Here is a 12,937-nt window from a genome sequence, read left to right as displayed (position 1 = left end):
AGTACCGCATCCCCTCACCGCCGCGGCCCGGCCCCTGCCGACCCGCGCCCCAGACCGAACGGACTTCCAGTGACCACACCCCGCGTCCACATTGCCACGGATCATGCCGGCATGGAGCTCAGCGCCCACCTTGTCAGCCACCTCACGGCCAAGGGCTACGAGGTTGTTGACCACGGCCCAAAGGTGTACGACGCCCTGGACGACTACCCCTCCTTCTGCATCAACGCTGCCCGCGCCGTCGTGGCGGACCAGGAAGCCGGTGTCCACGCCCTCGGCATCGTCCTGGGCGGTTCCGGGAACGGCGAACAGATCGCCGCGAACAAGGTCAAGGGCGTGCGTGCGGCCCTGGCATGGAACGAATCCACGGCCAAGCTCGCCCGCGAACACAACGACGCGAATGTGATCGCCGTCGGCGGCCGCCAGCACAGCGTTGAGGAAGCCACCCAGCTGATCGAATTCTTCCTCGAGGAGCCCTTCAGCAATGACGAACGCCACGTGCGCCGCATCGGCAAGATCGCCACGTACGAAAACAGCGGCGAAATCGTCGAATAGTGCCTGAGGGGCATTCGGTTCACAGGCTTGCCCGCCAGTTCCAGGACGTCTTCGGCGGCAGCGCCCTGCGGGTTTCCAGCCCGCAGGGCCGCTTCGCCGCAGGTGCGGCGCTGCTCGACGGCCAGCGCTTGCTCGAGGCCACCGCGCACGGGAAGCAACTCTTCCTGCGTTTTGACAACGGGAAGTACCTGCATGTGCACCTTGGCCTCTACGGAGCATGGGACTTCGGCGGCGACGAAACGTTCCGCGGCGCCTCCAGCATCGGTGCTCCGCGCCGGATCGGCGAACGCGAGTCCGGGTCCGAGGACGACGGCGTAGCCTACTCCGGGCCGCCGGAACCCGTGGGCGCGGTGCGGGTGCGCCTCGTATCAGCCCACGGCTGGGCCGACCTGCGCGGCGCCAGCACCTGCGCTGCCATCACCGGAGAGGAAGCCCGGGCCGCACGCGCGAAGCTGGGACCGGACCCGCTGCACCTGGTCCCGGGGGACCGCACGGAATTCATCGGGCGGCTGCTCCGCCGCAAGACCGCCGTCGGCCTGCTGCTGATGGACCAGTCCGTGCTGGCCGGCGTCGGCAACATCTACCGGGCGGAGGTGCTGTTCAGGCAGGGCCTCGATCCGTGGACGCCGGGGAACGCGCTCAGTGCGGAGTCGGCAGGCCTCCTGTGGGACGACACAGTCGCTGCGATGTCCGACGGCGTCCGGGACGGCCGGATCATCACGACGCCCGCCGCGTTGTGGAGCGGGGGAGCAGGACCGCTCGACGGCGAAGCGCACTATGTCTACCAGCGCGCCGGGCAGGACTGCCGCCGCTGCGGCACTCCGGTTGCGGTGACTGAGATCGCCGCCCGCAAGCTCTACTGGTGCCCGGGCTGCCAGAACTAGGCGCCGGCAGGTGCCGTTCCCGGAACGAAGCACGGCAACGAAGAAGGGCCCCTCGGGAGGGGCCCTTCTTGCTGTTCGGAGGGGACGACGGGAATCGAACCCGCGTAATCAGTTTGGAAGACTGAGGCTCTACCATTGAGCTACGTCCCCGGAGTAGTGCAGGATTGATGCATCCGTGCAATTCCCGGTGGCTGTTCAAGCCGGATATAACTAAACCCAATTCAGGTGCCAAGTGTCAAATGTGCAAACTGGCGATTCTTGGCCGTAGACTGTCCTGTGCACTCACGGGGTGTAGCTCAGCTTGGCTAGAGCGCCTGCTTTGGGAGCAGGAAGTCGCAGGTTCAAATCCTGTCACCCCGACTCTGTAAGTCTGTTCCGATCCGGGAACGCAGCAGAAACCCATCCCACAAAACCAGGAGTACTTAGACTGTGAAGAGCGCTGTCGAGAACCTCACCGCCACGCGGGTCAAGCTCAATGTTGAGGTTCCGTTTGAAGAACTGAAGCCGAGCATCGATGCCGCTTACAAGACCGTTGCTTCGCAGATCCAGGTTCCCGGGTTCCGCAAGGGCAAGGTTCCCTCCAAGCTGATCGACCAGCGCGTCGGCCGCGGCTACGTCCTGGAGACTGCCATCAACGATGGCCTCAACGGCTGGTACCAGGCTGCCGTCCAGGAAACCGGCGTGCGCCCGCTGAGCCGTCCCGAGGTTGAGATCACCGAGGTTCCGGACCCCTCCTCCACCGACGGTGAACTGAAGTTCCAGGTCGAGATCGATGTCCGTCCCGAGGTTGAACTCCCCGACTACTCGGGCATCAAGGTCGAAGTTGCCGCCGCTGAGTCTTCCGACGCCGACGTCGACAAGGCCCTCGACGAGCTCCGTGGCCGCTTCGGCACCCTGAAGTCCGTTGACCGCCCGGCGAAGAACGACGACTTCCTCACCATCGACATCACCGCCCTGATCGACGACGCCGAGGTTGACTCCGCTTCCGGCCTGTCCTACCAGGTGGGCGCCGGCACCATGCTGGAAGGCCTGGACGAAGCCGTCTCCGGTCTCTCGGTCGACGAAGAGGCAATCTTCGACACCACGCTGGTCGGCGGCGAGCACGCGGGCGAGGCTGCCCAGGTGAAGGTCGTCGTCAAGGCCGTCAAGGAACGCGAGCTCCCGGAAGCCAACGATGACTTCGCACAGCTGGCTTCCGAGTTCGACACCCTTGCCGAACTGCGTGAAGACCTCGCCAAGCAGGCAGCCGAGTCCAAGGTTGTCGGCCAGGGCGTCGAAGCCCGTGACAAGGTCCTGGACAAGCTCGTTGAGCTGATCGAGGTTCCCGTTCCGGACTCCGTCATCGAAGAGCAGCTGGAACAGCACTTCAGCGCGGAGAACTCCCACGGTGAAGGCGAGCACGACACCGAAGAGCACCGCGAAGAGGTCAAGGCCAACACCGCCCGCGCCTTCCAGAACGAGATCATCCTCGACGCCATCGCCGACAAGGAAGAGGTCGGTGTCAGCCAGAACGAGCTGATCGACTACATCGTCACCACCGCCAGCCAGTACGGCATGGACCCGAACCAGTTCGCCCAGATCATTGACCAGAGCGGCCAGGTTCCCATGATGGTTTCCGAGGTCCGCCGCCGCAAGGCACTGGCCGTCGTCCTGGGCCAGGCCGAGGTTGTCGACACCGAAGGCAACAAGGTCGACCTGAGCGACTTCGTCCGCCCCGCCGGTGAGGTTGCCGAGGCTCCCGCAGCCGAAGAGGCCGAGGAAGCCGCAGCGGCTGTCCCCAGCGACGACCCCGCTGCAGTGAAGTTCTAATCAGGCTTCAGCACACCCCCGGATCCACCGATCCGGGGGTGTGCTTTTTAAGCCCGCATCCCGCCGAATCCCGGCCCGCGCGGCAATCGTGCGCCGTCAGCGAACAGTGCGATTCCGGAGAACAAAACGGCTTCGAAACCGGTTAGTGTCCAAGTAGTGAAGATCAGGGATGGCAACTTCAGCAACGGCCCTGTCACCAGCGAGAGGTAAGTACATATGTCACAGCACGCAGAGGCGCCCCGGATGGCAACTGTCGATCCGGCAGCCCAGGACAACTACATCTACAACCGCCTGCTGAAAGAGCGCATCATCTGGCTCGGCTCCGAGGTCCGTGACGAGAACGCCAACGCGATCTGCTCCCAGCTTCTCCTGCTCTCCGCCGAGGACCCGGAGAAGGACATCTACCTCTACATCAACTCCCCGGGCGGTTCAGTGACCGCAGGCATGGCCATCTACGACACCATGCAGTTCATCCCGAACGACGTCGTCACCGTGGCCACCGGCCTGGCGGCCTCCATGGGGCAGTTCCTGCTCTCCTCGGGCACCAAGGGCAAGCGCTATGCGACCCCCAACGCCCGCATCCTGATGCACCAGCCCTCGGGCGGCATCGGCGGCACCGCCTCGGACATCAAGATCCAGGCCGAGCTCATCCTCCACATGAAGAAGGTCATGGCGGAGCTGACCGCGGAACAGACCGGCCAGACCGTGGAAACCATCCTCAAGGACAACGACCGCGACAAGTGGTTCACCGCCACCGAAGCACTCGAGTACGGCTTCTTCGACAAGATCTCCGCACACGCAGGCTCCGTGGCCGGCGGGGGCGGAACCCAGAACGCCTCCAACTCCGAGAAGTAACCGGCAGCACGACCCACTGAACACCAGGAGCAATGAAATGAACTACAACTTCGGATGGTCTGCCGGTAATCTTCCGTCCAGCCGCTACGTCCTCCCGCAGTTCGAGGAGCGCACCCCCTACGGTTTCAAGCGCCAGGATCCCTACACCAAGCTCTTCGAGGACCGCATCATCTTCCTCGGCGTGCAGGTGGACGACGCTTCGGCCGATGACATCATGGCCCAGCTGCTGGTCCTCGAGTCCACCGACCCCGACCGTGACATCACCCTGTACATCAACTCGCCGGGCGGCTCCTTCACGGCCATGACGGCGATCTACGACACCATGCAGTACATTCGCCCGGAGATCCAGACGGTCTGCCTGGGCCAGGCAGCCAGCGCGGCAGCGGTCCTGCTTGCGGCCGGCACGCCCGGCAAGCGCCTCGCCCTCCCCAACGCCCGCGTTCTGATCCACCAGCCGGCACTCTCCGGCGGCCAGGGCGGCCAGGCCTCGGACCTTGAGATCCAGGCCGCCGAGGTCATGCGCATGCGGACCTGGCTGGAAGACACCCTGGCCCACCACTCGGGCCGGACGTCCGAGCAGGTCAACAACGACATCGAACGCGACAAGATCCTCACCGCCGCCGAGGCCCAGGACTACGGCCTGATCGACCAGGTCCTTGACTCGCGGAAGATCAAGCCGCAGGCAATCGCCCGCTAGCCGGCAACGTCGGCACGCCGGTGCGGTCCCAGGAAATATGGACCGCACCGGCGTCCTGTTTCAACCCAAGCAGCCCATTGTGTCCTACAGTGGAAGTTGTCATGGTGGCGCCCGCTGTGGCTCCTCGCGCAGGAGCAGGGCAGTGAGGTTCCGTCCGCAAGAAACGAAGGGATTCCCCACATGGCCCGGATTGGCGAGAGCACGGATCTGCTGAAGTGTTCTTTCTGTGGAAAGAGCCAGAAGCAGGTGCGGAAGCTGATCGCCGGGCCCGGCGTCTACATTTGCGACGAGTGCATCGAACTCTGTAACGAGATCATCGAAGAGGAACTCGCCGAAGTGTCGGATCTGGGCAGCTTCGAGTTGCCCAAGCCCCGGGAGATCTTCGATTTCCTGCAGGAATACGTCATTGGCCAGGAACCCGCCAAGCGATCACTTGCCGTCGCGGTCTACAACCACTACAAGCGCATCCAGGCTGGGCATGCCCCCAAGGGCGGACTCGGCGAAGGCGGCCACCACGACGACGTGGAGATCGCCAAGTCCAACATCCTGCTGATCGGCCCCACGGGCTGCGGCAAGACCTATCTCGCGCAGACGCTCGCCCGCCGGCTGAACGTTCCGTTCGCCGTCGCCGACGCCACCGCCCTGACCGAGGCCGGCTACGTCGGCGAGGACGTGGAAAACATCCTCCTCAAGCTCATCCAGGCCGCGGACTACGACGTCAAGAAGGCCGAGCAGGGCATCATCTACATCGATGAGATCGACAAGATCTCCCGCAAGAGCGAAAACCCCTCCATCACGCGGGACGTGTCCGGTGAGGGCGTCCAGCAGGCGCTGCTGAAGATCCTCGAAGGAACCGTGGCGTCCGTGCCGCCGCAGGGCGGCCGCAAGCACCCGCACCAGGAATTCATCCAGATCGACACCACCAATGTCCTCTTCATCGTGGCCGGCGCCTTCGCTGGCCTGGAAGACATCATCGGCTCCCGCTCCGGCCGCAAGGGCATCGGCTTCGGCGCCCCGCTGAACGAGGTGAAGGAAAACGTCGACAGCTACGGCGATGTCATGCCGGAGGACCTGCTCAAGTTCGGCCTGATCCCCGAATTCATCGGCCGCCTGCCCGTGATCACCACGGTGTCCAACCTCGACAGGCCGGCACTGATCCAGATTCTCTCGAAGCCGAAGAACGCCCTGATCAAGCAGTACCAGAAGATGTTCCAGCTGGACGGCGTGGAACTGCTGTTCGACGACGACGCCTTGGACGCGATCGCGGACCAGGCCCTGGAGAGGGGCACCGGCGCCCGCGGGCTGCGCGCCATCATGGAGGAAGTCCTCCTTCCGGTCATGTTCGACCTGCCCAGCCGGGACGACATCGCCAGCGTGGTCATCACCGCCGACGCCGTTGCCAAGAAGGCCGCGCCCACCATGATTGCCCACGAAGTGGTGGCCAAGCGGCGGAATAAGTCCGCCTAAGACGCCGTTCGCATCAACAGGAGCCCCGGCCCTCCAACGGCCGTTGCTTGCTCTGCGTTCCTGTTTCCCATCCAAGGAGTACCCCTGTGCCTGAGCAGAACATGCCCGAGCGGACCGTCAACAAGGTAGATTTCTGGTTCGATCCGATCTGCCCCTTTGCCTGGGTGACCTCACGCTGGATCGGCGAAGTCGAGGCCGTCCGCGATATCGAAACCAGTTGGAACGTCATGAGCCTCTCAGTTCTCAACGACGGCCGCGAATTGCCCGCCGACTACCGCGCCATGATGGATGACTCCTGGGGACCCGTGCGGGTCATCATCGCGGCGAAGGAACTTCACGGCAGCGAGTTCATCAAGCCCCTCTACGATGCCATGGGCGAGGAATTCCACCACGAAGGCAACAAGGACCGCGCATCGGTCATCGAGAAGGCATTGGCCCAGACCGGCCTGCCCGCCGGGCTCGCCCGCTTCGCAGACAGCGATGAATACGACGAACAGCTCCGCAGCAGCCATGAAGCAGGTATCTCGCTGGTTGGCCAGGACGTCGGCACGCCGGTGGTGTCCGTGAACGGCACCGCGTTCTTCGGCCCCGTGCTGACCCGCATCCCGCGTGGCGAGGAGGCCGGCCGGATCTGGGACGCTTCAGTGACCCTGGCCGGCTACCCGCATTTCTTCGAGCTCAAGCGGAGCCGGACCGAGAGCCCCGAGTTCAACTAGCCTGCCTGGCCGCGCCGGCGGCTACTTCAGGAACCGTGAGGTCCGGCGGTCAGCGAGGATCTTTCCGTTCGTCTGGCAGCCCGGGCAATACTGCAGCGCTGTGTCAGCGAAGGAGACTTCGCGAACGACGTCCCCGCACACCGGGCACTGCTCGCCGGCGCGGCCATGCACCCGCATCGCGCTCCGCTTGCCGTCCTTGAGTTCGTCAGGTGCCTTGCCGACGGCCGAGCCCACGGCTTCGCCGAGCACGCTGCCGATGGCGGCGAACAAGCGGTCCCGGCTGGCGCCGTCGAGCGTTCTTGCGATCGCGAACGGGGAGATCCTGGCGGCGTGGAGGATTTCGTCGCTGTAGGCGTTCCCGATGCCGGCCACCACACTCTGGCTGCGCAGCAGTCCCTTGATCTGTTGGGATGCCGCAAGGATGCCGTCGAAGGCCTCGCGGGTAAAGTCCGGGGCGAGCGGGTCCGGTCCCAGGGACGCGATGCCGGGAACGTCCTGCGGCTCGCGGACGACATAGACCGCAAGGCTCTTCCTGCTGCCGGCTTCGGTGAGGTCGAAGGCCATCTTCGCCGGACCGCCGTCGGATGCCGCCGACGGCGGGGCAGTGAAGGCCAGGCGCGCAGCGATCGGGCTGGAGCCAAGGCGCAGCGGGGCCGGCGACGGGTTCTCCGTGTACCGCAGCCAACCCGCTTTGGCCAGATGGAAAATGAAATGGACGCCGCCCATGTCGAGGCCGAGGAACTTGCCGAAGCGTTGGACGCCGGCGACGGTGCGGTCTTCCAACGCCGAGTATGGCGGGTCTGCGGTCTTCAACACCGCAAAGGAGGTGATCTGGACTTTTGTCAGGACGGCTCCGCGCAGCTTCGCGTCGAGGAAGGCGCACAGCCCAGCAACCTCTGGAAGTTCCGGCATGGCAATACTGTGCCACACCCAGCGGCCAACGCGGAGCCCTGGCCGCTGCCCGCGCCGCCCGCAGCATGCCTCAAACAGCGTGCCCCAAACAAGGGGCGGAACAGGCCCAAACCAGACCCAAAACGGGTCAGCGGAATTACAGCCTGGTAGTTCCCCCGGAGGCCTTGCGCTGCCCGGTAGGCGGGGCAAGAATAGTACTTACCCACTTCGAAAGAAGCGGGACGCGGGAACCAAAGATTCAGTGATATGCATCTGACGCAGCCTTCGGCAAAGCCAGAAGCAAGCTAGCTGTGACGAGCTAGGAAGACCTGAAATTCCAAGGATTCCGCCAGGCTGTCAAGTCGTCACCGGACAGCCGAAAAGTCGAAGCCCCACCAACGGCAAAACGCTGATGGGGCTTCCCCTTTGCCCGGAAACGTCCGGGGAGCCGGAAACTCCCGGGCCATGATGAAGGCGGCAGTGACGAAGCCGCCCCGAAATCCCCGGCCGGTCCCGGGAGCCGCCATCAAAGCAAGCTCCCGGAACCAATTCCGGATTTCTTATCCCTGTGCCTCCTCGGCGGGTGCCAGGACCACGTCGCTGACCGTCAGCTCGCCGTCGGCAGCCACCAGCGAAATCTCCCGCGCGTTCGCCGCGGCCTTCAGGTCACCCAGCCCGGCCTTGAGCTGTGCCACGAAGGATTCGCCGGCCGAGATCGCGGCGGAGAGTACTTCGGTGCGCTGCTTGACCTTGGCCTCGGACTTGGCCTTGCGGATGCCGCTGAGGGCCAGGCCCACTGTGCCCAGCATGCTGGTGTCGCCGTCGACGATCTCCAGCGGAGCCGGCCACGCGGCCTGATGCACCGAACCCGCACGCCACCAGCTCCAGACCTCTTCGGTGGCGAAAGGCAGGAACGGGGCGAACAAGCGGAGCAGGGAGTCCAGCGTCGTGGCCAGGGCCGCGAGCACCGAGGCCTGTTCGGCGTCGCCGGCGGCACCGTAGGCGCGGTCCTTGATCAGTTCGACGTAGTCGTCGGTGAACTGCCAGAAGAACGTCTCGGCGATCTGCAGGGCGCGTGCGTGGTCGTAGCTGTCGAAGGCCTTGGTGGCCTGGGCGACGACCTCGGCCAGTTGGGCGAGCAGCGCGCGGTCCAGCGGGTTGCTGAGGACGGACAGGTCACCGGAAAGCACCGAGTTCTCGGTGGCGCCCAGGTTGAGCACGAACTTCGAGGCGTTGAGCAGCTTGATGGCCAGGCGGCGGCCGATCTTCATCTGGGCGATCTCGTAGGCGGTGTCCGCGCCGAGCTTTGCCGAGGCAGCCCAGTAGCGGACGGCGTCGGAGCCGAACTCGTTGAGCACATCGGTGGGCACCACCACGTTGCCCTTCGACTTGGACATCTTCTTGCGGTCCGGGTCCAGGATCCAGCCGGAAATCGCGGCGTGCTTCCAGGGCGCGGTGTCCTGGAGCGCGTCGGCCCGCACGGCCGAGGAGAACAGCCAGGTGCGGATGATGTCGTGCCCCTGCGGGCGCAGGTCGAACGGGAAGACCTTGTCGAAGAGTTCTTCGTCCCGGCTCCAACCGCCCACGATCTGCGGGGTCAGCGAGGACGTGGCCCAGGTGTCCAGGACGTCGGCGTCGCCGGTGAATCCGCCCGGCTGTTCGCGCTGTGACTCCTCATAGCCCGGTGCGGCATCCGCTGCGGGATCCACCGGGAGCATGCTGTCCGAGGGCAGGATCGGGTTTTCGTAGTCCGGATTGCCCTCGGCATCCAGCGGGTACCAGACCGGGATCGGCACGCCGAAGAAGCGCTGGCGGGAGACCAGCCAGTCCCCGTTCAGGCCGGAAATCCAGTTCTCATAGCGCGAACGCATGAAGGACGGGTGGAAGTCGATGTCGCGGCCGCGGCCGATCAGCCGTTCGCGGCGGTCCTCGTCGCGGCCACCGTTGCGGATGTACCACTGGCGGGAGGTGACCACCTCGAGAGGCTTGTCGCCCTTCTCGAAGAAGTTCACCGGGTGCATGATCTTCTTCGGTTCGCCGTCCAGCAGGCCAGCCTCGCTGAGCAGTTCCACCACGGCTTCCTTGGCGCTGAACACGGTCTTGCCGGCGATTGCGGCGTAGGCTTCACGGCCGGCGTCGGTGGTAATCCAGTCCGGAGTATCGGCAACGATGCGGCCGTCGCGGCCCACGATGGCGCGGGTGGGCAGCTGGAGTTCGCGCCACCAGGTGACGTCAGTGAGGTCGCCGAAGGTGCAGACCATGGCGATGCCGGAGCCCTTGTCCGCCTTGGCGAGGGGGTGGGACTTGACCTCGAGCTCGACGCCGAACAGGGGAGACGTGACGGTCTTGCCGAACAGCGGCTGGTAGCGCTCGTCGTCGGGGTTTGCGACCAGTGCGGCACAGGCTGCCAGCAGTTCCGGCCGGGTGGTCTCGATGAAGATCTTCTCGCCCTCGGCGGTGAAGAACGGGTAGCGGTAGTAGGCTCCGGGCATTTCCCGGTCCTCAAGCTCGGCCTGCGCGACGGCGGTGCGGAAGGTCACGTCCCACAGCGTCGGGGCCTCGGCCATGTACGCGTCACCGGAGGCCAGGTTCGCCAGGAAGGCGCGCTGGGAGACGGCGCGGGAGGTGTCGTCGATGGTGCGGTAGGTGAGGTTCCAGTCCACGGAAAGGCCGAGAGTCTGGAACAGGTTCTCGAAGACCTTCTCGTCTTCGACCGCGAGCTCTTCGCAGAGTTCGATGAAGTTCCGGCGGGAAATCACATCGAAGTCCCGCTGGTTCTTGGCCGGGGTCGCAGGCGGGCGGTAGTCGGCGTTGTAATGGATGGCCGGATCGCAGCGGACGCCGTAGTAGTTCTGGACGCGGCGCTCGGTGGGAAGGCCGTTGTCGTCCCAGCCCATGGGGTAGAAGACGTTCTTGCCGCGCATGCGCTGGTAGCGGGCGACGACGTCTGTGTGGGTGAAGGAGAACATGTGGCCCACGTGGAGGGACCCCGACGCCGTGGGCGGGGGAGTGTCGATCGAATAGACCGCTTCACGGGTGGTGTCCGGGTTGAACTTGTAGGTGCCGTCCTGGAGCCAGCGCTGGGTAAGGGCCGTTTCGAGGCCTTCCAGGGCGGGCTTGTCGGGAACGTTGATGGGAGTGGGGGCGGGCGTGTCTGTACCCTGCGTTGATTCAGCCATGGGGCCAATTCTTTCATGGTCTTTCATGGTCGTTCGGCAGTAGCATCCGGCTATGGCCGAACAGCGCGCGCGATGGGTGACCAAACGCATCTATGACGACGCCTCCGACGACGACGGCTGCCGGGTTTTGGTGGACCGCCTCTGGCCGCGCGGAGTGAGCAAGGAACGGGCCGGCCTGGACCTGTGGCTGAAGGAGATCGCCCCTTCGCCGCCCCTCCGTACGGAGTTCGCGCACATGCAGGAGCGGTTTGCCGACTTCCGGAGGGCGTACCTGGCCGAATTGGAGCAGAACCCCGCCGTGGACACGCTCCTGGACCTGGCCGGGAAGCATCGCAGGGTGACTTTGCTGTATGCGGCCCGGGACCCTGAGGTCAACCACGCCAGGGTCCTCGTCGAGTACCTCGAGAAGTCCCTGCGCGGGCACATGCACGGAAAGGCCGGCCGGTGACGCCGCAGCATCCACGGTTTGCCCGGGCCTATGCGCGTGCCGTGCAGCACATGGACGAACGTGGCGTCGGCGGGCACCGTCGCGAACTCCTGGCCGGTCTGCAAGGATCCGTCATCGAGGTCGGCGCAGGAGAAGGCTCATCCTTCGCCTATTACCCGGACACCGTTCGCAGTGTTCTGGCCGTGGAACCTGACGATTACCTCAGGGGGATCGCCTCCCGAAAGGCGCGAACCGCTCCCGTCCCCGTCCATGTTCTCCCCGGAACCGCCGAGGGGATCCCCGCAGCGGAGCACAGCGCCGACGCCGTCGTCGTCAGCCTCGTCCTCTGCAGCGTTCCGCAGCAGGCGGCGGCGCTCGCCGAAATACGCAGGGTCCTGCGTCCCGGCGGGACGCTGGCGTTCTACGAACACGTCCGCTCCAGCCGCAGGTTCGTGGCCACCGTGGAAGATTTCGTGAGCCCGGCCTGGCAACGAATGGCCGGAGGATGCCACCCCAACAGGGACACCTTGGGAGCCATTGTTGAAGCCGGGTTCACGGTGGTGGACTACCGGCGTTTCAGCTTCGCCCCGGCCCGCCTGGCACCGGCGTTCGACCACATCCTGGGCCACGCAATCGGCCCGGGCAAAGCAAGTTAGTGTGGTGCCATGACTGAGGAACAACAGACGAGGACCGCAGTAGTCACCGGGGCCAGCACGGGCATCGGGGAAGCGACTGTGCGTGCGCTGAGGGCCGACGGCTGGAAGGTTTATGCCGTGGCTCGCCGCGCGGACCGGCTCACCGCCCTGGCCGACGAAACCGGCGCGGTGGCCGTCCCGGCAGACATCAGCAAGGACGAAGACATCGACATCCTGCTCCGGCTGGTGGAGCGGCACGGCGGAGCGGACACCCTCATCAACATTGCCGGCGGCGCCCGGGGCGCGGATACCTTGGCCAACGCGCAGACCGAGGACTGGGAATGGATGTACCAGGTCAACGTGCTGGGCACCATGAAGATGATCCGGGCCTTCCTGCCCATGCTCCGCAGCAACGGCGAAGGCACCATCCTGAACCTGACCTCCACTGCGGCCCTCGCGGCCTACGAAGGCGGCGGCGGGTACAACGCGGCCAAGTCCGCCCAGCACGCACTGACCGGTGCGCTCCGCTTGGAGGAAGCCGAAAACAATGTCCGGGTCATCGAGGTTGCCCCGGGCCTGGTGTACACCGAGGAGTTCGCCCTGAACCGCCTCGGCAGCGCAGAAGCCGCGGCGAAGGTTTACGCCGGCGTCGAGAAGCCGCTGCTGGCCGAAGACGTGGCCGAGGTGGTCCGCTACGCCGTGTCCGTGCCGCACCACATCAACCTGGACCACATCACTGTGCGCCCCGTGGCACAGGCCGCCAACCACAAGCTGATCCGGAAAGGCTAGCGCGCCGCCGCTGGCCCAGGCCCGCTGCGGCGAGGG

The 12,937-nt window shown here is 65.4% G+C and carries 12 protein-coding genes and 2 tRNA genes; 11 read left to right on the top strand and 3 right to left on the bottom strand.

Annotated elements, in window-relative coordinates; all coding sequences use genetic code 11:
* Positions 1 to 69 precede the first annotated feature (69 nt).
* Together DWV11_RS09820 and DWV11_RS09815 are read left to right on the top strand one after the other, a co-directional pair.
* Positions 70 to 552 carry a ribose-5-phosphate isomerase gene (locus tag DWV11_RS09820; protein WP_115788702.1) on the top strand — a complete coding sequence of 161 codons (483 nt, stop codon included), beginning with the start codon at positions 70 to 72 and terminating at the stop codon, positions 550 to 552.
* Positions 552 to 1,436, top strand: a complete 885-nt coding sequence (locus DWV11_RS09815; protein ID WP_115788701.1) for an Fpg/Nei family DNA glycosylase — start codon at positions 552 to 554, stop codon at positions 1,434 to 1,436. Before DWV11_RS09820 ends, DWV11_RS09815 begins: the two co-directional genes overlap by 1 nt.
* 79 nt (positions 1,437 to 1,515) lie before the next feature.
* Here the strand turns inward: DWV11_RS09815 and DWV11_RS09810 are convergent.
* Positions 1,516 to 1,586: transfer RNA gene (locus tag DWV11_RS09810), tRNA-Gly, on the bottom strand.
* A 135-nt stretch (positions 1,587 to 1,721) separates the two neighbouring features.
* Between DWV11_RS09810 and DWV11_RS09805 the strand changes: the two genes are divergently transcribed.
* The 6 genes from DWV11_RS09805 (at position 1,722) to DWV11_RS09780 (ending at position 6,980) form a co-directional block, all read left to right on the top strand.
* A tRNA-Pro gene (locus DWV11_RS09805) sits at positions 1,722 to 1,796 on the top strand.
* Positions 1,797 to 1,865: 69 nt separating this feature from the next.
* Positions 1,866 to 3,245 carry a trigger factor gene (gene tig / locus DWV11_RS09800; protein ID WP_115788700.1) on the top strand — a complete coding sequence of 460 codons (1,380 nt, stop codon included), beginning with the start codon at positions 1,866 to 1,868 and terminating at the stop codon, positions 3,243 to 3,245.
* A 243-nt stretch (positions 3,246 to 3,488) separates the two neighbouring features.
* Positions 3,489 to 4,100, top strand: coding sequence for an ATP-dependent Clp protease proteolytic subunit (locus DWV11_RS09795; RefSeq protein WP_070347496.1), 612 nt, complete (start codon positions 3,489 to 3,491; stop codon positions 4,098 to 4,100).
* Positions 4,101 to 4,137: 37 nt separating this feature from the next.
* On the top strand, positions 4,138 to 4,797 hold the full coding sequence (locus tag DWV11_RS09790) for an ATP-dependent Clp protease proteolytic subunit (protein WP_074591379.1): 660 nt from the start codon (positions 4,138 to 4,140) through the stop codon (positions 4,795 to 4,797).
* A gap of 180 nt (positions 4,798 to 4,977) precedes the next feature.
* Positions 4,978 to 6,264 (top strand): ATP-dependent Clp protease ATP-binding subunit ClpX, encoded by a 1,287-nt coding sequence (clpX, locus tag DWV11_RS09785; protein ID WP_115788699.1) that lies wholly within the window; start codon positions 4,978 to 4,980, stop codon positions 6,262 to 6,264.
* Positions 6,265 to 6,365: 101 nt separating this feature from the next.
* Entirely contained in the window at positions 6,366 to 6,980 is a 615-nt protein-coding gene (locus tag DWV11_RS09780; protein WP_115788827.1) for a mycothiol-dependent nitroreductase Rv2466c family protein, read from the top strand.
* Positions 6,981 to 7,001: 21 nt separating this feature from the next.
* On the opposite strand, the gene DWV11_RS09775 is transcribed toward DWV11_RS09780, so the two are convergent.
* Positions 7,002 to 7,892, bottom strand: coding sequence for a DNA-formamidopyrimidine glycosylase family protein (locus DWV11_RS09775; RefSeq protein WP_115788698.1), 891 nt, complete (start codon positions 7,890 to 7,892; stop codon positions 7,002 to 7,004).
* A 539-nt stretch (positions 7,893 to 8,431) separates the two neighbouring features.
* The gene (gene valS / locus DWV11_RS09770; RefSeq protein ID WP_115788697.1) at positions 8,432 to 11,050 is read right to left on the bottom strand and encodes a valine--tRNA ligase; all 2,619 of its coding nucleotides are present in this window, start codon (positions 11,048 to 11,050) and stop codon (positions 8,432 to 8,434) included.
* Between the two features lie 52 nt (positions 11,051 to 11,102).
* Between valS and DWV11_RS09765 the strand changes: the two genes are divergently transcribed.
* Genes DWV11_RS09765 through DWV11_RS09755 form a run of 3 tightly spaced genes read left to right on the top strand, consistent with a single transcriptional unit; the run spans position 11,103 to position 12,901 of the window.
* A complete protein-coding gene (locus tag DWV11_RS09765; RefSeq protein ID WP_115788696.1) occupies positions 11,103 to 11,498 on the top strand; it encodes a DUF488 domain-containing protein in 396 nt (131 codons plus the stop codon).
* Positions 11,495 to 12,133, top strand: coding sequence for a class I SAM-dependent methyltransferase (locus DWV11_RS09760; protein ID WP_245953537.1), 639 nt, complete (start codon positions 11,495 to 11,497; stop codon positions 12,131 to 12,133). Before DWV11_RS09765 ends, DWV11_RS09760 begins: the two co-directional genes overlap by 4 nt.
* A gap of 9 nt (positions 12,134 to 12,142) precedes the next feature.
* Positions 12,143 to 12,901 (top strand): SDR family oxidoreductase, encoded by a 759-nt coding sequence (locus DWV11_RS09755; protein ID WP_115788695.1) that lies wholly within the window; start codon positions 12,143 to 12,145, stop codon positions 12,899 to 12,901.
* Positions 12,902 to 12,937 lie beyond the last annotated feature (36 nt).

Origin of the sequence: Arthrobacter silvisoli, from assembly GCF_003369445.1 — a bacterium.
GTDB classification, from domain to species: domain Bacteria; phylum Actinomycetota; class Actinomycetes; order Actinomycetales; family Micrococcaceae; genus Arthrobacter; species Arthrobacter silvisoli.
This window is presented reverse-complemented; position numbering and strand designations above follow the sequence as displayed.

Coding starts and splice junctions, on each gene's coding strand:
- DWV11_RS09755 (WP_115788695.1), top strand. CDS start 12,143: ATGACTGAGGAACAACAGACGAGGACCGCAGTAGTCACCGGGGCCAGC.
- DWV11_RS09775 (WP_115788698.1), bottom strand. CDS start 7,892: ATGCCGGAACTTCCAGAGGTTGCTGGGCTGTGCGCCTTCCTCGACGCG.
- DWV11_RS09780 (WP_115788827.1), top strand. CDS start 6,366: ATGCCCGAGCGGACCGTCAACAAGGTAGATTTCTGGTTCGATCCGATC.
- DWV11_RS09790 (WP_074591379.1), top strand. CDS start 4,138: ATGAACTACAACTTCGGATGGTCTGCCGGTAATCTTCCGTCCAGCCGC.
- DWV11_RS09795 (WP_070347496.1), top strand. CDS start 3,489: ATGGCAACTGTCGATCCGGCAGCCCAGGACAACTACATCTACAACCGC.
- DWV11_RS09765 (WP_115788696.1), top strand. CDS start 11,103: ATGGCCGAACAGCGCGCGCGATGGGTGACCAAACGCATCTATGACGAC.
- valS (WP_115788697.1), bottom strand. CDS start 11,050: ATGGCTGAATCAACGCAGGGTACAGACACGCCCGCCCCCACTCCCATC.
- clpX (WP_115788699.1), top strand. CDS start 4,978: ATGGCCCGGATTGGCGAGAGCACGGATCTGCTGAAGTGTTCTTTCTGT.